The sequence below is a fragment of the Streptomyces sp. NPDC005866 genome, from assembly GCF_040629895.1.
Classification (GTDB): Bacteria; Actinomycetota; Actinomycetes; order Streptomycetales; family Streptomycetaceae; genus Streptomyces.
In genome coordinates this window covers 153,411-172,482 of the sequence record NZ_JBEXWP010000019.1, presented here as the reverse complement: position 1 = coordinate 172,482, position 19,072 = coordinate 153,411, and the positions used below count along the sequence as shown (strand labels likewise).

The following is a 19,072-nucleotide window of genomic DNA, read 5'->3' as shown; positions in this document are numbered from 1 at the left end:
TGGTCACTCCCGTTCGAGCAGGTCGAGTGCATTGGCGCAGAACACCTTCTGAACCGAGGTGTCGATCGAACTCGCCCGGTGATGCTGTCGATCGATGGCGGCGAACACCGCTGCAAGCGACTGAAAGTGCACGGCAGGCGCACCGGCGGCGAGATATCCGTAGCGCTGCCGGACCCAGGGCTTCTCCCAGTGATAGCGGTGCGCGGGTACGGCGATGTCGCCATGCTGTTTCGTCCGGACCATTCGGTACCTCAGCAGATTGAACGGTTCATCCGAACCGAACAGCACACGGTTGATCCCGAGAATTCGCAGGGCCGCGGAGAGCACCGGCACCGATGTGACCATGGCGGTGTCGACGACGGCATTCGGCCAACGGCTCAGACTCCGTAGAGCGGCGACATACGGGCGGTCCGCGTGGGTGTTTCTTCCGGCATGGGCGAGGATCACCCGCAGAGAAGGATGCGCCCGCATGATGTCTACGACTTCCTCGACGCAGTGGGACAGCGGACGGGGCACATGGAGAATAAGGGGAAGACGCAAGTGCTCGCAGAGCGTGAGCACCTCATGGGGAAAGAATTCCAAGATCCTCTGATACGGAGGCTCCCGGTAGTGGGGATATGACTTCACGGCCCGATACACACCCGACCGGAGCTGCCCGAGCGAGTAGTCCAGGTCGTCCGGCAGGACACACAGCGCCGGAAGACGATGGCTGTCCGCGTGGCCGCGAACGTAGTCGTTCGCCGCCCGGTGGTCGAAGCCGTGCTGCGGTTGCGGCATCCAGATCCGCGTCACCTCTCGATCGCCGTAGAGGTGTTCCAGAACCCCCGCGTCATCCTGGAGATCCCACCGGGGGAAGGACGAACGCCGCTGGCTCCAGCCGACATCGGAGAACCCCCGGAACGTGCCCGGACCGGCCAGATGCGCGTGCACATCGACCACCCACGGCGGGAGCCTCCGAAGGAGGACCTCACGTAACTCCCTCTCCCCAGAACTCAGTTCGCACCGCGCCCACGCGGTATAGCGCTCAGTGTCCGATTCGGTCGGCCTCACCACGGCAGCCCCCCTTCCAACGAACCCGCTCAGGCCCAGCGGACTCATCCCCCACGGCGACGGCCCTCACTCCTGCGCGGCTTCGTCCCGGTCGATCACCTCGGTCTCGTCGCCCGCCTCGGCCGCCCCCTCGACCGCCGCACTCAGGGCGGTGAGGCTGGTGGACGGGGTGCCCAGCGACCCCCATGCCGAGGACGAGCGGGGGGCGAGCCATCCTGTCAACTCCTTCAGAGCATCTCCAGGGGTGTGGGCCCGCTGGGCGGCGGGAACGCCTCGTCGAGGGCTTCGAGCGCCTCGGTGGGAAGGTGGAGGTCCGCCGCGCCGCGGTTCTCCCGAACGTGGTCGGGTGATCCGGAACGCGGGATCGCGGCCACCCCCTGTTCCAGCACCCAGGCGAGTGCCACCTGGGCCGGCGTGGCTCCGAGGGCCCGGGCCACGGCACCCAGAGCCTCGACCTTCAGCAGCCGCCCCTGCTCGATCGGGGAGTAGGCCATGACCGTCACCCCGGCCGCGCGGCACCAGGGAAGCAGATGCCACTCGATGCCGCGCCGGGAGAGGTTGTACAGCACCTGGTCGACTGCCAGGGCGTCGCCGCCGGGGAGGGTGGTCAGCTCGACCATGTCGGCGACGTCCAGATTGCTCACGCCCCAGTAACGAATCTTCTCCGCCTCCATCAGGTCGGTGAATCCCGCAAGGGTCTCCTGGAGTGGCCACCGTCCCCGCCAGTGCAGCAGGTAGAGGTCCAGCCGTTCCGCTCGGAGCCGCCGCAGGCTGCCCTCGCAGGCGGCGACGGTGCCTTTCCGGTCGGCGTGGCCGGGCAGCACCTTGCTGACGAGGAACACCTCCTCCCGGCGTCCCCGGAGGGCCTCCCCGACGAGTTCCTCGGCTGCGCCGTCGCCGTACATCTCCGCCGTGTCGATGACGGTCATGCCCAGGTCCACGCCCAGCCGCAGCGCGGCGATCTCCTGTTCCCGCCGGGCCGGGTCCTCGCCCAGGTACCAGGTGCCCTGTCCGAGTGCCGCGATCTCCTCACCGGAGGGGAGCGCGATCGTTCTGGCCGATTCCGCAGACATCTCGTGCCTCCCGTCTGCCGCGGATCCGTGTCACGCGCACCCGCACCGAGTGCCCGGGTCCGTGCCTCCCAGACAACCGGTGTCGCATGCGCCGCAGGGACGTCAGGAGGGGCGAGCGGACTGCGCCGGGAGCGCGCCGGGGTCGGGTGCGCGGTCGCGCAGCGCGACGGCGACCGACACAACGGCGCCGCAGGAGAGGACCGCCGCGAAGCCGATCATCGCGGTCTGCACGGCGAAGTGCCGCAGGGCGATGCTGAACAGGACGGAGGGCAGGCCCATTCCGAGGTACGCGACGACGAAGAACACGGCGAGGACGCCCGCGCGTGAGGCGGGCTCGGCCACTGAACCGGCACGTTCGACGCCTCCCTTGAACAGCAGCCCGGAGCCGGCTCCCGACAGGGACACGGCGACCAGGTAGAGCCAGAGCGCCGGGTGGTACAGGGCGACGGCGCACAGGACCAGGCCGACCGGGAAGACCACTGCCCCCACGGTCAGGACCCGGGGCAGTGGGAGGCGTCCCAGCACCAGCTGGGCGGCCGCCGCGGAACCGAACATGAGGAAGGCCGCCAGGCCGACCACTAGGTGCGAGTCGGTGTGCAGGGTGCCGTGGAGCACGGTCGCCCCGAGGGAGGAGATCAGGCCGAGGATCGCGAAGGCGAAGGCGCCCAGCGCGCCGGCCGCGCCGAACGTCCGCCGGCCGCCGGGGCGCAGGACGAACCTGCTGGGCGGTTCGGCCGCGGGCAGCTCCAGGTCCACGGTCTCCGGGCTGCACAGCACCAGCGCCAGGCACACTGCCATGGCGAGCGTGAAGATCGCCTGGGTGGTGATCAGGGGCGAGGGAAGCCACTCGGCGGCGGCTCCGGCGACCAGGGGCCCGGACGCCAGGCCGCCGAGGTTCGCGGCGGTCGCCACGATGCCGGGCAGCACCGAACCCGACCGTTCCGGACGGGCCTCGTGGTAGAGGTCGTGCAGGTACGTCGTCGCGGTCGAGGCCATCAGCCCCAGTCCGACACCGTTCAGGACCCTGCCCGCGATCAGCCCCGGCAGGTCCTGCCACACGATGAGCACGACCGACGCGACGATGCCGACCAGCAGCGCCGGGACGATGACGCGCCGCCGGCCGAGCCGGTCCGACAGGTGTCCCAGTCCGAGGAAGGCGGCCGCTGCGCCCACGACCATCGAGGCGTACGCCACCGTGACGGTGGTCGCGCCGAATTGGTCCCTGACCTCGTACAGCGGCCACAGCGGGGTCGGCGCGGTGCCGAAGGCCATCAGCACGGTGAAGGCCACCGCCACGAACCAGAAGCCGGTGGCGTGCGAGGCACGGCGCCGGGCGGGGGCGCGGGGTGGCGTAACGGCGGGAGCGGGTGCTGGCATCCGGTGGGTCGGGTCGCATGGAGCTTCGGCTACGGGATGGCTCAGCGGCGTCGGAACGGCAGGCAGGGGTACCCCTCCTCGGACGGAAGTGGATGGTGCTTCCCATCCTCCTCACCAGTGCGGATCAGTGCCAACGAATGTTTTTGCTGGGCTCGAGCAATTCGAGTGATACTTCTCGGGTGGAGCTACGTCAGCTGGAGCACTTCATCGCCGTCGCCGAGGAGCTGAGTTTCACGCGTGCCGCCCATCGGCTGCACGTGGTGCAGTCCGGGGTGTCCGCCGCGATCCGCTCGCTGGAGCGCGAGCTCGGCTGCGCGCTGTTCGAGCGCACGTCGCAGCAGGTCCGGCTGACCGGGGCAGGCGCGGCGCTGCTGCCGGAGGCGCGGGCCACCCTGCACGCCGCCCAGGTGGCCCAGGACGCCGTGCGTGCCGCACAGGACACGCTGCGCGGCACGGTGAACGTGGGAGCCATGGCCTCGGTCGAGGTGGTGGACCTGCCTGCGCTCCTCGGGCAGCTCCACGCGCGGCATCCGGCGATCGACGTCCGGCTGCGCCTGGCGACGACCGGCTCGGCGGGACTGGCGCACGCGCTGCTCAGCGGGGACCTGGACGTGGCCTTCCTGTCGCTGCCCGAGCACAAGCCCGCCGGGATCGACGCACGGGAGCTGGCCACCGTGCCGCTCGTCCTGGTGGTGAGCGCCGCCCATCCGCTCGCGCAGCGGGGGGAGGTGGCACTTGCGGACCTCGCGGGGGAGCCCTTCGTGGACTTCCCGCCGGGCTACGGCAACCGCGAGGTGGTCGACCGGGCGTTCGCGGCGGCGGGCGTGGTACGCCGGGTGGCACTGGAAGTGCCCGACATCGACATGGGGGCGGCACTGGTCCGGCACGGTCTGGGCATCGCCTTCCTCCCCGCGTTCGCCGTTGCCCGCACCCCCGGCCTGCACGTTCTCGACGTCCACGGCACCGTGCTCCGCTGGAGCATGCATCTCGGCACGTCCTCGACCCGGCGGCCCAGCTCGGCCCTGCGGGCGCTGCTGGACCTGGTCGACCTCCACGTCATCGCCCTGTGACGCCCGCGCCGCGTGCCGGGGGCCCGCTGACCCGTCGGTGGTGTCCGGCCCGCCGCGTCCGTCTTGCTCCGGCCGCTCGGACATCTGCCCGCAGCATCCGCTGACGCTCGCGCTGCCGTCCTCCATAGACGGCGTCGGACACCTTCTCGTGCCCTTCGAGGCTGGTGCCGAAGGCCCCGCCGATCACCGCCATCGCCGCTCGTCAAGGGTCCCCGAGAAGGCCGAGCCACGGCAGAGACGTCAGCAGGTGTGAGCAGGTCCGGACGTGGAAACCCGAGGTGCCCGACCCCAGGGAGGCGCCATGGACGCCAATGTCACTGCCCAGGGAAGCCCCATCGCCACGGTCAATCCGTTCACCGGTGAAAGGGTCCGGGAGTTCCCGGCGCTGAGCGCGGAGGACGTGGGGCGCGCGATCGACGCGGCGCACCGTAGCTTTCCGGACTGGCGCGCCCGGTCGACGGCCGACCGTGGGGCCGTCGTCCATCGGGCCGGCCGGCTCATGAGGGAGCGCAAGGAAGAACTGGCGCGGCTGCTGACCCTGGAGGTCGGCAAGCTGATCAACTCGAGCCGGGCAGAGGTCGACCTCGCCTCCGACATCCTCACCTACTACGGCGAGCACGGCCCCGAGCTGCTCGAAGAGCGACCGCTGCCGGTGCCCAAGGGCACGGCCGTGCTGGTGAACGAGCCCCTCGGCGTCCTCCTCGGTGTGATGCCCTGGAACTTCCCGCTGTACCAGGTGGTCCGATTCGCGGGTCCGAACCTCGTCCTCGGCAACACGATCCTGCTCAAGCACGCGAGCAGTTGCCCCCAGTCCGCACTGGCACTCGAGCAGCTGTTCACGGACGCGGGTGTGCCGACCGGGGTCTACACCAATCTCTTCGTGCGGGGCAGGGACGTCGGTAAGATCATCGATGACTCTCGTGTGCAGGGAGCGTCACTGACCGGAAGCGAGCGGGCGGGCGTGAGCGTGGGCGAGATCGCCGGCCGCAATGTCAAGAAGTCCGTCCTCGAGCTGGGTGGCAGTGATCCCTTCATCGTGCTGGACGGTCACAATCTCGAGCGCACCGTGTACGCGGCGTTCCTCGGCAGGATGGGCAATACCGGGCAGTGCTGCGTGGCGGCCAAGCGCTTCATCGCCCTCGCCGATGTCTACGATGCCTTCCTCACCGGGTTTCGTGACCGGATGAGCGAGGTGCAACCGGGAGATCCGGCCGACCCCGCCACCACGCTCGGCCCGATGTCCTCCGAGACTGCGGCCGAACTCCTGATGGAGCAGGTCCGTGACGCGGTGGACAAGGGAGCGACGGTGGTGCTGGGCGGCGGGCGGCCCGACCTGCCGGGCGCATTCGTCGAGCCGACCGTCCTCACCGACGTCACACCGGACATGCGGGCCTACCGGGAAGAGCTCTTCGGCCCCGTCGCCACGGTCTACCGGGTCGCCGACGAGGACGAGGCCGTCGCGTTGGCCAACACCTCCCCCTATGGCCTGGGAGGCGCGGTCTTCGCCGCCGACCCGGAACGTGCTCGCGGGGTCGCGGACCGGCTGGACGCGGGCATGGTGTGGATCAACCACCCGACCGCGTCCCGACCGGAGCTGCCCTTCGGCGGCATCAAGCGTTCCGGCTACGGGCGTGAACTCGGCGACGTGGGCATCGTGGAATTCGCGAACCGCAAGCTCGTGCGCTACGTGGACGCCGACGCCCCGATCGAAGAGGTGCTGGGCTGACCTCCGCGCCGGTCGACCGCGCGCGGCGGATACCGACCGTCAGAGGCTGAAGCGCTCCTTGCCGACGAAGGGACAGCTCGATCTCGAACAGCACCGAGGGCGCACGGCCGCCCGCGTCATGTAACGAATCCTCGATAACCGCCACGAACGAGCAGGGCGGGCGGAGCAGAGGTCCGTGTCATCTCGGTGACTCCACCGCTTGGCTGTATCGCCGCGGCGCCTGCGAGCGTCAGCGTGGGCCCGGATAGCGCCACCTACAAGATGTTCAAAATGAGGCGCGCAGGTTCAATCAGTGAGCCTTTTGTAAGCACTGGCCACCGTCGGGCGAGTGGTGTCGAGAATCCTCCGGAAATCGGCTTGCCAGGTTTATTACGCGAACCATCTGAGATACTCTGTAGAATTATGGTGGATGCTAGCCGAGGCAGATCCGTTTCCGCCGACGTCGGCCGTCATCAGGCAGCGGCGTCGCCATGATCTGGGAAATACTGGTCCTGGGTTTCGTACTCAGTCTCGACAATTTCCGAGTATCGATCGCGCTCGGTACGGTCCCATTCGGTTTGAAGCGCGCGGTGCAGGTCGCGCTGACCTTCGGGCTGTGGGACGCGATTATGCCCCTGGTCGGGCTGTTGATCGGTCACCAGATCGGGGAGTCCGTCGGAGCCGTCGCCGATGTAGTGGGCGCGGCCGCGCTCGGCGGGTACGGTCTCTACCTCGTCATCTCGTCCCTCCGGAACCCCGAGCCGGACGAGTTGGACCACCCGTGGGCATTGTTCGGCATCCCGTTGACGCTGAGCCTGGACAACTTGTTCGCCGGGGCGAGCCTGGGGGTTCTTGGGCTCTCGCCGTGGTTCTCGGCCGCCGCGTTCGGCGTCATGACGGCGATGTTGTCGCTGGTCGGGCTGCAGCTCGGGCGGGCCGCGGCACGCCTCATCCGGATCCGCTCGGACCTGCTGAGCGGGGTCACCTTGATCATCGCCGCTGCGGCGCTGCCGTTGTGGTTCGGCCACTGACCCGCTCCACCGGCCTGCAGGCCGGTGGAGCAGCGGAAGATCGCTGACGTGCGAGTCAGCGTTGGCGGCCTCGACCGCCCGGGCCACCAGGTCGTGGTCGGGCGGCAGGTGGCAGACCGGGCCGGTGCGGGCGGGGGATCAGCGGAGGATCGTCGGCCCGTGAATCGGCGTTGGCGGCCTCGACCGCCCGGGCGACCAGGCCGTGGTCGGGCGACAGGTAGCAGACCGGGTCGGTGCGGGCGGCGTCGCCGGTGAGCAGGAACGCCTGACAGCGGCACCCGCCGAAGTCCACCTCTCGCCGGGGGCAGCTCCGGCAGGGTTCCGGCATCCAGTCGGTCCCACGGAACGCGGTCATCACCGGGGCCTCGGCCCAGATCCGCTCCAGCGGGTCCTCCCGTACGCTGGCCCGCGGCAACGGCAGGGACTGGGCGGCGGGGCAGGGCAGGACGTCGCCGTTCGGTGTCACGGTCAGCTGCCGGGAGGCCCAGCCGCCCATGCAGGGCTTCGGGTAGCGGCTGTAGTAGTCGGGGATGACGTAGATGACGTCCATGCGGTCCCGCAACCGCTCGCGGGCGGCCCGCACCACGACCTCGGCCGCCTCGAGCTGGGCCCGGCTCGGCAGCAGAGCGTCACGGTTGCGCCAGGCCCAGCCGTAGTACTGGGTGTTGGCCAGCTCCACCCGGTCGGCGCCCACCTCCTCGGCCAGCCCCAGCACTTCGGCGACGCGGTCGATGTTGTGCCGGTGCAGCACCACGTTCATGGTGAGCGGCCATCCCAGTTCCTTGACCACGCCCATCGCTTCGATCTTGCGTTGGAAGGACGGCGTCCCGGCGATCCGGTCGGACACGGTCGGCTCGTCGGCCTGGATGCTGATCTGTACGTGGTCCAGGCCGGCGGCCCGCAGCTCCTCGGCCCTCGGACGCGAGAGCCCGAGGGCGCTGGTCACCAGGTTGGTGTAGAGGCCCAGGTCGTGGGCGTCCGCCACGATCTCCCCCAGGTCGCGCCGCAGCAGCGGTTCCCCGCCGGACAGGTGGCACTGCAGAACCCCCAGGTCGCCGGCCTCGGCCAGCACCCGCCGCCACTCGTCGGTGGTGAGCTCGTCCTGGTAGCCGGCCATGTTCAGCGGGTTGGAGCAGTACGGGCAGGCAAGCGGGCAGCGGTAGGTGAGCTCGGCGAGCAACCCGAACGGGCTATCCATCGGTGAGCTCCATCCAGCGCCGGGAGAGGAGCCGGGTCAGGAACTGTCGCACCTCGTCCTCGGGGACGTTTCGGTAGCGCGCGCCCAGCTCGGTCACGATCTCGGCCACGGTGTGCCGCCCGTCGCACAACTCGAGGATGGCCGCGCCGCTGCCGTTCAGAACCACCACCGTCTCGGGGTGCAGCAAAATCTGACGCTGTCTGGTCCGGCAGAAGGTCAGCCGGACGTGGCGCGCCAACCGGGGCCGGTCCGAGCCGGACACCCCGACGCCGGGTCGGATCCTGGTACTGGTCCGGGTCGTTCCGGTGTGGGTCGGGTCCATGGTGGTCACTCCGGGTAGGCCTGGTCGATGGCGTCCATCAGGCTCCACAGGACGTCGCACTTGAACGACAGCGCGTCGACGGCGCGCGCCTGGGACTCGGCGGAGAGGCAGTGCGCGGTGACCACCTCGAGGGCATGCTCGCAGTCTCGGGGGGCTTGCTCCAGGCGGGCGCGGAAGTAGGCAAGGCCCTCGGGGTCGATCCACGGGTACCACCGCTCGAACGCGGCCAGCCGCGCCGCCATCAGGTCGGGCGCGAACAGCTCGGTGAGCGAGGACGCCACCGCCTCCACCCACGGGCGGGTCACGGCGAAGTTCACGTAGGCGTCGACGGCGAACCGCACCCCGGGTACCAGGTGCCGGTGGTCCCGGACCTCCTCGCGGGTCAGCCCGGCGGCCTCGCCGAGGCGCAGCCACGCCTCGATGCCGCCCTCGCCGACGGCGGTGCCGTCGTGGTCGACGATCCGTCGGATCCAGCGGCGGCGGACGCCGAGGTCGGGGCAGTTGGAGAGGATCGCGGCGTCCTTGCGGGGGATGTTCTCCTGGTAGTAGAACCGGTTGGCCACCCAGCCTCGGATCTGCCGGCGGCTCAGCCGGCCGGCATTCATCCGGACGTGGAACGGGTGCTGATCGTGGTACCGCCGCGAGTGGGCCCGCAACGTCTCGACGAAGCCGTCGGCACCGGTTCTCGTGGTTGTTGTCGTCACGGCTCTACACCTGGACCTCGAGGCCGTCCATGGCCACTTCGATGCCGCTTTCCTCCAAGGTACGCCGCTCGGGCGCGTCTTCCAGGAGGATCGGGTTGGTGTTGTTCATGTGCACGAAGATCGTCCGCTCGACGCCCAGCGACGGGAGCTGCGCCAGGCTGCCGTCCGGGCCGTCGATGGGCAGGTGGCCCATCTCCCGGGAGGTCTTGCCGGCCAGGCCGAGCCGTACGAGTTCGTCGTCGCGCCAGCAGGTCCCGTCGATCAACAGGCATTCGCAGTCCTCGATCTCCACGCGCAGCGCCGGCGTCAGCGATTGCACTCCGGGCAGGTACACCAGCGTCCCCCCGCTGCGTTCATCGGTCAGCCGGTAGCCCACGACGCGGCCATGGTCCATCCCGGCTCCGAACCGAGCGCGCTTGGTGGTGGGCACGTCGAACGCCCGGCAGGACAGCCCGTCCGCGAGGGCGAGGTCGGCGCCCGGGATCACTGCCCGCCACTCGACCGGGCAGTAGCGCTCGAGCGTGCGCAGAATCCCCGAGCCGACACACAGGGTCTTACGCACCGCCGGTGTGGCGTACAGCCGCAGGACGCGGGCCTCGCGCAACAGAAGCAGGCCCAGCGTGTGGTCCAGCTCGGCGTCGGTGAGCAGCACCGCCTCCAGCGGCGTCGTCCGGTCGTCGTGCGGGTGCAGGCCGGGGAAGGCCTCGATCTGGGTGCGGACGTCGGGCGAGGCGTTGATGAGGAACCACCGGCGGCGGTCGGCGCTGACCGCGACTGACGACTGGGTGCGTGCGAAGCCGGCCCGGGAGCGGACCGCGGAGCACACCGGGCAGCCGCAGTTCCACTGCGGGGAGCCACCCCCCGCCGCCGAGCCCAGTACTCGCAGCAACACGCCGGCACTCCGTTCATCCAGGATCTGACTACGTCGCTCGCGCGGCCGTCTGCGGCCGTCCCGAGCCGTCGGGCGGCGCCGGACCAGGTCCGGCGCCGCCCCAGATCCGCTACTCCTCCAACCGATCGAGGTACATGGTCACCTCGGCCGCGACTGCGATCTCATCGAACTCGGGTGTCTCCCACACAGCGAGCTGAGATTCCGTCTCGGGCGTCTCCCACACAGCGAGCTGAGATTCCATGGATTCACCTCCTCTCTGCCCGGATTGCGGCAGGCTCCGGTCACGCGCTACGCCCATTCCGGGAGGGCGAAGACGAGCAGGGCGCTACCATGCCCCGCGCCGAGCATGCCGGGGAGGAATCCCTCGGCCCATGCGCCCCAACCGACCGGCACGGCGACGTACTGCCTGCCGTCGACCATGTACGTCGTCGGGTTGCTGTGGTGGCCGCTTCCGCACTGGAACTGCCACAGCAGTTCCCCGGTGCGAGCGTCGAGCGCGTTGAACTCCCCGGAGGGTTCACCGGCGAACACCAGGTCACCGCCCGTGGCCAGCGCCGAGGCGCACATCGGGAGTTCGTTGCGCCAGCGCCACTTCTCCTCGCCGCCCGCATCGAAGGCACTGATGGACCCCGCCATGTCCTCGATGTCCACCTGAACGCCCGCGCCCCAGTACGGAATGCTCTCCTTGAACTCCCGACGCCGCCGGGTGGCCGTCGCGCCGGTGTCCTGAACCGGGACGTAGAAGAGCCCGGTCTTGGGGCTGTAGGCCGCGTGGGTCCATTCCTTGGCGCCGGCGGGACCCGGGTAGAAGTGGACCGGTTCTCCCTCCTTGTCCGGGTACACCTTGGCCGTCACCTGGCCGTCCCTCGTGATCGCCCCCCACGTGATGCGGTCCACGAAGGGGGTGATCTGGACCCTCTCGCCGTTCGTGCGATCAAGGACGAAGAAGTAGCCGTTCTTGTCGAAGTGCCCGAGCAGTTTGCGTCCGTCCTGCTCGAACAGGATGCACTCGGCGATGCTGTCGTAGTCCCACACGTCGTGCGGAGTGCACTGGTAGTGCCAGCGGATCTGACCACTGTCCACGTCCACGGCGATGACGCAGTCGGTGAAGAGGTTGTCGCCCTCGCGGACGCCTCCGTCGAAGTCGGGCGCGGGGTTGCCGGTGCCGACGTACAGCAGGTTCGTCTCCGGGTCGAAGGTGCCGGTGACCCAGCAGTTCGCCCCGCCGCGTGCCCAGGCCTCGCCCTCGGCGGGCCAGGTCTCCGAGCCGGGCTCCCCGGGCTTCGGCACCGTGTAGCAGCGCCACTGGTGCTCGCCGGTTTCGAGATCGAACGCGTCGAGGTGGCCGCGTACACCGAACTCGCCGCCGGAACTCCCGACGATGAGCAGGTTCTTCACGACCAGCGGGGCGAGCGTGGCGCTCTCCCCGGCCCGGACGTCTCCGTAGGTCTTGTCCCAGACCCGCTTGCCGGTGGTGGCGTCGAGTGCGAGCACACGCGCGTTCGCCGTGACGAAGAAGACCTTCCCCTGAGCCACGGCGACCCCACGGTTCACGTTCCCGCAGCACAAGGACACGTCGAAGGGAACCGCATGCTTGTACCGCCAGATCTCCACACCCGTCTTCGCGTCGAGGGCCCAGACCCAGCCGTCCCAGCCGGAGAGGAACATGACCCCGTCGACGACGATCGGGGCGGCCTCGAACGAGTAGGTCGACGCGCCCGCGATCAGGCCCGTCGTGCCGGCCTGGAAGACCCACGCGGGGCCGATGCGCTTGACGTTCTCCGTGTTGATCTGGTCCAGCGGGCTGTACCGCTGCCCGTTGTAGGCGCCGTAGTAGGTGAGCCAGTTCTGGGGTTCCTCGCGGGCATTGAGTATGCGCTCGTAGTTGACGCCGGCCACTACCGGCGGCGCGACCTCCCCGCCCGCGACCTTGCCGCTCAGGACTCCCTGATCGACAGCCTCACCCGCGTCGACGTAGTCGGCGTAGTCCACAGTCATTTCCTCCACCTCCTACTTCTTCCTACGGCCGCGGCTGTGCGGGACGGTCGAGGCGAGCCTCTGGCGGAGCGTCACCCAGGACGACGATGGCCCCGGTCAGTCCCCGTCCCTCGTCGTTGCCCGTGGGCGAGGCATACCAGTAGTAGCCCGGCCCGTCGAGGTTGAGGTGCGCGTGTCCGTGCGAATGGTTCACCAACCAGATGAACTTCCGGTCGCCATTGCTCGGCAGGAGCGCGCAGTGAGTGTTCTGGTCGTCATTGACGAGTTCTAGCTCGATATCGCCTCCGTGGGGCATGACCAGAATGGAGGGATCCCAGCTCAGCTCATCCGGGTGGATGCGAATTGTGGCCTCCATGTGGCCATCCGATTTCTCGGTGGCCTGCCCAATGTTTCCGGTGCACAGCACCTGACCCAGCGCTGCCTTGTTCTGTGCGGCCAACCCGATCTTGTCCAGCAGGTCGGCTCGCTCCTGCGCGGTCGTCATTGGGGCTTCTCTCCCCTCATTCGAATGCCTGTGTCCACTTCGTATCGTCCGCACTGACAGCGGCACGACGCAGCCGGTTGCACACACCGCGAAATTTCCCTTTTGGCGTCACCCGATGCCCGGCTGTAATCGGTACTCAAGGAGCGCGCTACGCCGAATGAATAACACCGGAAAGGATGCGAAATCGGTAGTCGAGAAACACGCTACGCCGGACGAATCACACCGACAAGGTGAGTCCTGGTTCGGCCCGGCTCATGCCGTTCGTCCGCGACCATCTGCCGTTCGTACCCGATGTGCCACCGTTAAGAGCAGCCGGGCCGCACTGCGACGCGTCGATCAAGCGAGGTCGTACCGATCGAGGTTCATGACCTTGTCCCACGCGGCGACGAAGTCCTGCACGAACTTCTCCCGTGCGTCGTCGCTGGCGTAGACCTCCGCGACGGCACGCAGCTCGGAGTTCGAGCCGAAGACGAGGTCGACACGGCTACCGGTCCACTTGACCCCGCCGGTGGCGCGGTCGCGACCCTCGAAGGTTTCCGCGGTCGCGGACGTCGGCTTCCATTCCGTGCCCGTGTCGAGCAGATTCACGAAGAAGTCGTTGGTCAGCGACCCGGGCGCCGAGGTGAAGACGCCCAGCGGCGTCTGCCGGTAGTTGGCGCCCAGCACACGCAGCCCACCCACCAGGACGGTCATCTCGGGCGCGCTCAGGTTCAGCAGGTTCGCGCGGTCGACCAGCAGGTGCTCCGGCCGCAGCCGGTTGTCCTTGCCGCGGTAGTTGCGGAACCCGTCCGCGGTCGGCTCCAGCGGGGCGAAGGACTCCGCATCGGTCCACTCCTGGGTGGCGTCCGTGCGTCCAGGAGTGAAGGGGACCTGGACGTCGTAGCCGGCGGTCTTGGCGGCCTGCTCGACGGCGGCGGCTCCGCCGAGCACGATGAGGTCGGCCAGCGAGATCTTCTTGTCCCCGGTCTGGGAGCTGTTGAAGGACTCCTGAATCCCCTCCAGGGTGCGCAGCACTTGTGCCAGCGTGTCGGGGTCGTTGACCTCCCAGCCCCGCTGCGGCTCGAGGCGGATGCGCGCGCCGTTCGCCCCGCCGCGCTTGTCGCTGACGCGGAACGTCGAGGCCGACGCCCACGCGGTCGAGACGAGCTGGGAGACCGACAGCCCGGAGGCGAGGATCTGGGTCTTGAGCGCGCCGATGTCCGCCGCTCCGACGAGCTCGTGGTCCACGGCGGGGACCGGGTCCTGCCAAAGCAGCGTCTCCCGGGGGACCAGCGGTCCGAGGTAGCGCTGGATCGGGCCCATGTCGAGGTGCGTCAGCTTGAACCAGACCCGGGCGAACGCATCCGCGAGCTGGTCCGGGTTCTTCAGGAAGCGCCGCGAGATCGGCTCGTAGACCGGGTCCAACCGCAGCGCGAGGTCCGTCGTCAGAATCGTCGGGGCGTGAGTCGTCGATGGGTCGTGGGCGTCCGGCACGGTGCCGGCCCCGCCGCCGTCTCTCGGGGTCCACTGCCACAGACCGGCGGGGCTCAGCTCCAGGTCCCACTCGTAGCCGAACAGGGTCTCGAAGAAGCTGTTGTCCCATCTCGTCGGGGTGGGTGTCCACGTACCCGCGAGCCCGCTGGAGATGGTGTCCGCGCCCTTTCCGGTGCCGTAGCTGCTCTTCCAGCCCAGGCCCTGCTCCTCGAGGGGGGCGGCCTCGGGTTCGGGGCCGAGATAGGCGTCCGGGTCCGCCGCGCCGTGGGTCTTGCCGAACGTGTGGCCGCCCGCGATCAGCGCGACGGTCTCCTCGTCGTTCATCCCCATGCGCCGGAACGTCTCGCGGATGTCCCGGGCCGCGGTGAGCGGGTCCGGGACGGTGTTCGGTCCCTCCGGGTTGACGTAGATGAGGCCCATCTGGACGGCGGCCAGAGGGTTCTCCAACTCCCGGACGCCGCCGTGGCGTTCGTCGCCGAGCCAGGCGCGCTCGCGACCCCAGTAGACCTCGTCGGGCTCCCAGACGTCCGCCCGGCCGCCGGCGAAGCCGAAGGTCGTGAAGCCCATCGTCTCCAGGGCGCGGTTGCCCGCGAAGATCATCAGGTCGGCCCAGGAGATCTTGCGGCCGTACTTCTTCTTCACCGGCCAGAGCAGCCGGCGCGCCTTGTCGAGGTTGCGATTGTCCGGCCAGCTGTTCAGCGGCGCGAAACGCTGCATGCCGGCGCCCGCGCCACCGCGGCCGTCGCCGATGCGGTACGTCCCGGCGCAATGCCACACCATCCGGATCATGAGCGGCCCGTAGTGGCCGAAGTCGGCCGGCCACCACTCCTGCGACGTCGTCAGCACCTCGTCGACGTCCCGCGCCAGGCCGTCGAGGTCGAGCGTCCGGAACTCCGCGGCGTAGTCGAAGTCCTCGCCCATGGGGTCGGACATGGCGGGGTTTTTCCGCAGGATCGTCAGGTTGAGCCGGTTCGGCCACCAGTCGCGGTTGCTCGCGCCCGCGATCGGGTGACTGGGATGCCCGGCCGAGACGGAGAGGCCGAGGCCGCCCGCGCTCCCGGGGTTCGTCTCGCCGACCACGGCGTCCGGACTGTCAGACACGGGAATTTCCTTCCGGGAAGAGAGGGCGTGCCGGGCTACTCAGATGTCCAGCGCGCGACGCACGGCCGACGCGTTCCGCCGGGAGACCGGCACCATCTGGTTCGTCCGGTCGTCCATGACCAGAATCAGCTCGCCCTTGAGCCCGCGCTCGATCTCCCGGATGCGGCTGAGGTTGACCACATACCGGCGGTGCACCCGCAGGAAGCCGACATCCGCCAGCTCACTGTCGAGCTTGTCCAGGCTCAGAGAGGCGGATCGCAATCGCCCCTGATCGGTGGAGAGCCACACGTCGTTTCCCTGCGATTCGGCGAAGGAGACTTCCGGCAGCCGCAGCAGCACCATCCGGTTGCCGCGCATCGCGACCAGTCGGCGCGGCTGCACCCAAGGGTGCGCGGGCCCCTCCGCCTGGAGCAACTGCGCCCCGTCGGAAGCACCGAACGAGACCAGGTCCCCGATCAAGTGTCCGGACGAGAAGACGGGTCGGATACTGATCGACGTCGGCTCGTCGGCGAGATGGGCAAAGATCTGCGTCGAGCCGACCCAGTCAGGGTTGTGAGCCGCCTGGCTGGTGGCATACCGGACGGCTGCGATCAATTCCGGCAGCCCGGGGTTCCATCGCAGTGTGGGATCGACCGCCGGCGTGCATGCTGGGACGCCCAGGAGCACGCTTGCCATGTCGTCGGCGATCACCACCTTGCCCGCGGTGTCCACCGCGGCGAGCGCCGCCCTGGAGCGTGCCCTGGCCTGGGTGTAGGCAGCGACCAACTCGGCGCCGCTGTCCCGGGCGCGCCTCTTCAGCGGGTGCTGGGTCATGGTGACCGCGTTCGCCAGCCAGCTTTCCGCGGACGCGGGAAGCTGGCTGCGCCAGCAGCAGATGTTCAGGACCGCGATCGGTTCCCTGGTCACCACGTCACGCACCGCGATGCCCGCGCCGGCCCAGTCGTGGAATGCCTGGCACCAGTGCTCCGCGCCCCTGATCGGTACCGGGCCGTGCGCCTCGAGTGCCGTGCCCATGCCGTTCGTGCCGACCGCGCACTCGGACCAGCAGAACCAAGGCGCCAGATTCGAGTCGCCGGCTCTGGCGAGCGTGGCTTGATCACCCCACTCGGTCAAGATCCGGCCAGTGGCATCGGTGACGGTAACGACGCCGCCGAGGTTGCCCACTTCATGTGCCACGGAGGCGGCACGAAAACCCAGCTCAGCGAAGACGACATCGTGCTCGGGCGTATGGTCGGGCTCCGCGACAGCTACGGGAGCCTCTGTGAGGTGAGGATCGACCCTGTATTGCTCCCGGCAGCGGTGCCAGGAGATCGCCACGAGGGGCCGGACATCGGGGATGTGATCCTCGCCCTGCACGAACCGTTCCCACGCCGCGAGCACGGTGCCGCTGCCCGGGTTCGCCGAGATGGGCTCAAACCGATGTACATCCCTCATGGTTCAGAACCGCCCTTGGTCCATCCCCGACGCCCGACGGCGTGCGCGCGGTCCGCGCCGGTCGCCGCTGAGCGCGGCGGGGCCTACAGCGGACGGGCCACTGCGTCGCGCGTCTTCCTGCTTTGTCACTCACTCCAGGCTGGGTCACAGACCTGCACTTCCCACCGTAGGTTCCGTAGCCGGGCCGCGCACGTCCCTCTCCGGGCCGCGTGTGCGAGAAGTCGCTTCCCAGCCTTGGACAGCGCACCGGCGGGCCAGGTGCGCGGCTCACAGCCGTCGGTCCACCCGGTAGATCGGTGCTTGGAGCAGCGCCTACGGCCAGCCGGACGCTCAAGTTTTCTGCGGACATGAGTTTGCGCCAAGCCGGCATCCTCCGTCGCCTGGGCGTCGTGGCTCACTTCGCTGGCTGCCGGCCAGCTTTCTGCAGGTCAAGGGCGTTCGTCACTGAACACCGGCACGCGTCGGACTCAATTGTGACCGGTCCCGATACACCGACCGATTCCTCTCGGAGCTGACCCGAGTCTTCATATGCGAGGGCCGGGACGTCCGACCCCGAGGACGGAGATCATCATGCGCAAGCTCATCGCGGGAGCATTCGTCACGCTTGACGGCGTGGTCCAGGATCCGGGCGGATTCAGCGAGATCGAACGCGGCGGCTGGGCACTGGACTATTTCGACGACGCCTCGCGCCGGCGGGCCACCAACGCCCTCTTGGCGAGCGACACCTTTCTGCTGGGACGGGCGACCTTTGAGATCATCGAGAAGGCCTGGTCGCGCAACACCGGGCCGTATGCCGAGGCGATGAACGACATTTCCAAGATCGTCGTGACAAGGACGCTGCGCGGCCCGTTGCCCTGGAACGCCGTCGCCCTCACCGGTGAAGCGGCGCAGACGGTCGCGAAGCTCAAGCAGGAGCCCGGCGGCAACATCGTCATGTACGGCAGCTCCACGCTGATGCGAACTCTGCTCCATCACAACCTGATCGACGAGCTGAACCTCGGGGTCCACCCCCTTGTCGTCGGCGAGGGAAAGCGGCTCTTCGACAGTGCGCTGCCGGGCTCGCTGCGGTTCGTGGCCGCAACGCCGAGTGCGACGGGAGTCGTCACGCTCACCTACGCCCCGTAGCGTCGATCGCAATGGGAGACTTCGCAACCGACACGGAACCCTACCGGCGCGAACTGCTGGCGCACTGCTATCGCATGCTTGGATCGGTGGACGACGCCGAGGACGTGGTCCAGGAGACATACCTGCGTGCCTGGCGTTCGTATGAGGCGTTCCAGGGCAGGTCGTCGGTGCGCACCTGGCTCCACCGGATCGCCACCAACGTATGCCTTTCCGCGTTGTCGCACCGCAGTAGGCGTTTCCTGCCGTCGGGCCTCGGCGGACCCGCCGACGACCCCATGAGCCCGCCGATGGCTACGGAAGTGCAGTGGGTTCAGCCCATCGCCGACTCGATGCTCGACCCGGCAGCGATCGTGACAGCGCGCGACAGCCTGAGGATCGCGCTGATCGCCACGCTCCAGCAGTTGCCGGGCCGCCAGCGGGCGGTGTTCATCTTGCGTGACGTCCTGGCGTGGCCGGCGTCGGACGTCGCGCAGGTGATGGGCACCAGCACGGCAGCGGTCAAGAGCATGCTGCAGCGCGCGCGTGCGCGACTGGAACAGGCGCCACCTGACGTCGAGGAAGCGGTCGAGCCCGGCGAACTGAGCGCCGTCCTCGCGCACTACATCGCCGCAGTCGAGGAGGCCGATGGCGCGGCGCTCGAACAGCTGCTGCGTGTCGATGCCAGCGTCGAGGCGACGCCTTGGCGCACCTGGTTCTCCGGCCGCGCCGCCTGCGTGCCCTATCTCGTGCGGCAGGTCCTGGGCTCGCCGGGCACGTGGCGGTTGCTGCCGACCAGCGCGAACGGCCGGCCGGCGGCGGTCGGCTACTGCGGCGGTCAGGCCTACGGCATCCTCCTGCTCACCGTCACCTCGGCGGGCATCGCGAGAATCAACGCGTTCGGGGATCCGGGGCTCGTCAAGCGGTTCGGCTTTCCCATGTCCTTGTGAGCGCGAAGAACCGCTCGGGGTTGCACCACCACCCCGAAAGATCACGATCTACGGCTGGATCTGCCGCCCCCGCCGGAGCTGTTTCGGCAGCTGGGCCAAGGCCGGCTTG

18 protein-coding genes are annotated in these 19,072 nt (G+C 69.0%); 5 read left to right on the top strand and 13 right to left on the bottom strand.

Going from position 1 to position 19,072, the window contains the following annotated elements:
• Positions 1-3 precede the first annotated feature (3 nt).
• The 4 genes from ABZ396_RS26695 to ABZ396_RS26680 form a co-directional block, all read right to left on the bottom strand.
• Positions 4-939 carry an amidohydrolase family protein gene (locus tag ABZ396_RS26695; RefSeq protein WP_358922169.1) on the bottom strand — a complete coding sequence of 312 codons (936 nt, stop codon included), beginning with the start codon at positions 937-939 and terminating at the stop codon, positions 4-6.
• 177 nt (positions 940-1,116) lie between these two features.
• Positions 1,117-1,272: a hypothetical protein gene (locus ABZ396_RS26690; RefSeq protein WP_358922170.1), complete on the bottom strand. Its 156-nt coding sequence runs from the start codon at positions 1,270-1,272 to the stop codon at positions 1,117-1,119.
• A 5-nt stretch (positions 1,273-1,277) separates the two neighbouring features.
• Positions 1,278-2,123: an aldo/keto reductase gene (locus tag ABZ396_RS26685; protein WP_358922172.1), complete on the bottom strand. Its 846-nt coding sequence runs from the start codon at positions 2,121-2,123 to the stop codon at positions 1,278-1,280.
• Between the two features lie 102 nt (positions 2,124-2,225).
• Positions 2,226-3,500, bottom strand: a complete 1,275-nt coding sequence (locus ABZ396_RS26680; RefSeq protein WP_358922174.1) for an MFS transporter — start codon at positions 3,498-3,500, stop codon at positions 2,226-2,228.
• Between the two features lie 179 nt (positions 3,501-3,679).
• On the opposite strand from ABZ396_RS26680, the gene ABZ396_RS26675 reads away from it, so the two are divergent.
• The 3 genes from ABZ396_RS26675 to ABZ396_RS26665 all read left to right on the top strand — a co-directional run bounded on the left by ABZ396_RS26675 (position 3,680) and on the right by ABZ396_RS26665 (position 7,306).
• Positions 3,680-4,570 (top strand): LysR family transcriptional regulator, encoded by an 891-nt coding sequence (locus ABZ396_RS26675; protein ID WP_358922176.1) that lies wholly within the window; start codon positions 3,680-3,682, stop codon positions 4,568-4,570.
• Positions 4,571-4,871: 301 nt separating this feature from the next.
• A complete protein-coding gene (locus tag ABZ396_RS26670; protein WP_358922177.1) occupies positions 4,872-6,296 on the top strand; it encodes an NAD-dependent succinate-semialdehyde dehydrogenase in 1,425 nt (474 codons plus the stop codon).
• 470 nt (positions 6,297-6,766) lie between these two features.
• Positions 6,767-7,306 (top strand): manganese efflux pump, encoded by a 540-nt coding sequence (locus ABZ396_RS26665; protein WP_358922179.1) that lies wholly within the window; start codon positions 6,767-6,769, stop codon positions 7,304-7,306.
• 55 nt (positions 7,307-7,361) lie between these two features.
• On the opposite strand, the gene pqqE is transcribed toward ABZ396_RS26665, so the two are convergent.
• The 9 genes from pqqE to ABZ396_RS26620 all read right to left on the bottom strand — a co-directional run bounded on the left by pqqE (position 7,362) and on the right by ABZ396_RS26620 (position 16,912).
• Entirely contained in the window at positions 7,362-8,504 is a 1,143-nt protein-coding gene (pqqE, locus tag ABZ396_RS26660; protein WP_358922181.1) for a pyrroloquinoline quinone biosynthesis protein PqqE, read from the bottom strand.
• Positions 8,497-8,826, bottom strand: coding sequence for a pyrroloquinoline quinone biosynthesis peptide chaperone PqqD (gene pqqD / locus ABZ396_RS26655; protein WP_358922183.1), 330 nt, complete (start codon positions 8,824-8,826; stop codon positions 8,497-8,499). The genes pqqE and pqqD overlap by 8 nt, the downstream gene beginning before the upstream one ends.
• Positions 8,827-8,831: 5 nt before the next feature.
• Positions 8,832-9,530 (bottom strand): pyrroloquinoline-quinone synthase PqqC, encoded by a 699-nt coding sequence (gene pqqC / locus ABZ396_RS26650; protein WP_358922185.1) that lies wholly within the window; start codon positions 9,528-9,530, stop codon positions 8,832-8,834.
• 4 nt (positions 9,531-9,534) lie between these two features.
• The gene (gene pqqB, locus ABZ396_RS26645; RefSeq protein WP_358922187.1) at positions 9,535-10,422 is read right to left on the bottom strand and encodes a pyrroloquinoline quinone biosynthesis protein PqqB; all 888 of its coding nucleotides are present in this window, start codon (positions 10,420-10,422) and stop codon (positions 9,535-9,537) included.
• 109 nt (positions 10,423-10,531) lie between these two features.
• Positions 10,532-10,663 carry a pyrroloquinoline quinone precursor peptide PqqA gene (pqqA, locus tag ABZ396_RS26640; RefSeq protein WP_358922189.1) on the bottom strand — a complete coding sequence of 44 codons (132 nt, stop codon included), beginning with the start codon at positions 10,661-10,663 and terminating at the stop codon, positions 10,532-10,534.
• Positions 10,664-10,710: 47 nt separating this feature from the next.
• Positions 10,711-12,420 (bottom strand): PQQ-dependent dehydrogenase, methanol/ethanol family, encoded by a 1,710-nt coding sequence (locus tag ABZ396_RS26635; protein ID WP_358922190.1) that lies wholly within the window; start codon positions 12,418-12,420, stop codon positions 10,711-10,713.
• A gap of 22 nt (positions 12,421-12,442) precedes the next feature.
• Entirely contained in the window at positions 12,443-12,904 is a 462-nt protein-coding gene (locus ABZ396_RS26630) for an MSMEG_3727 family PQQ-associated protein (RefSeq protein WP_358922192.1), read from the bottom strand.
• Positions 12,905-13,240: 336 nt separating this feature from the next.
• Positions 13,241-15,478 (bottom strand): catalase/peroxidase HPI, encoded by a 2,238-nt coding sequence (gene katG / locus ABZ396_RS26625; protein ID WP_358922194.1) that lies wholly within the window; start codon positions 15,476-15,478, stop codon positions 13,241-13,243.
• Positions 15,479-15,517: 39 nt separating this feature from the next.
• Positions 15,518-16,912, bottom strand: a complete 1,395-nt coding sequence (locus tag ABZ396_RS26620) for a LytTR family transcriptional regulator DNA-binding domain-containing protein (RefSeq protein ID WP_358922196.1) — start codon at positions 16,910-16,912, stop codon at positions 15,518-15,520.
• 570 nt (positions 16,913-17,482) lie between these two features.
• Here ABZ396_RS26620 and ABZ396_RS26615 point away from each other — a divergent pair.
• Complete coding sequence (locus ABZ396_RS26615; RefSeq protein ID WP_358922198.1) at positions 17,483-18,037, top strand: dihydrofolate reductase family protein; 555 nt, start codon at positions 17,483-17,485, stop codon at positions 18,035-18,037.
• An 11-nt stretch (positions 18,038-18,048) separates the two neighbouring features.
• The gene (locus ABZ396_RS26610; protein WP_358922199.1) at positions 18,049-18,963 is read left to right on the top strand and encodes an RNA polymerase subunit sigma-70; all 915 of its coding nucleotides are present in this window, start codon (positions 18,049-18,051) and stop codon (positions 18,961-18,963) included.
• The last annotated feature ends 109 nt before the right edge of the window (positions 18,964-19,072 follow it).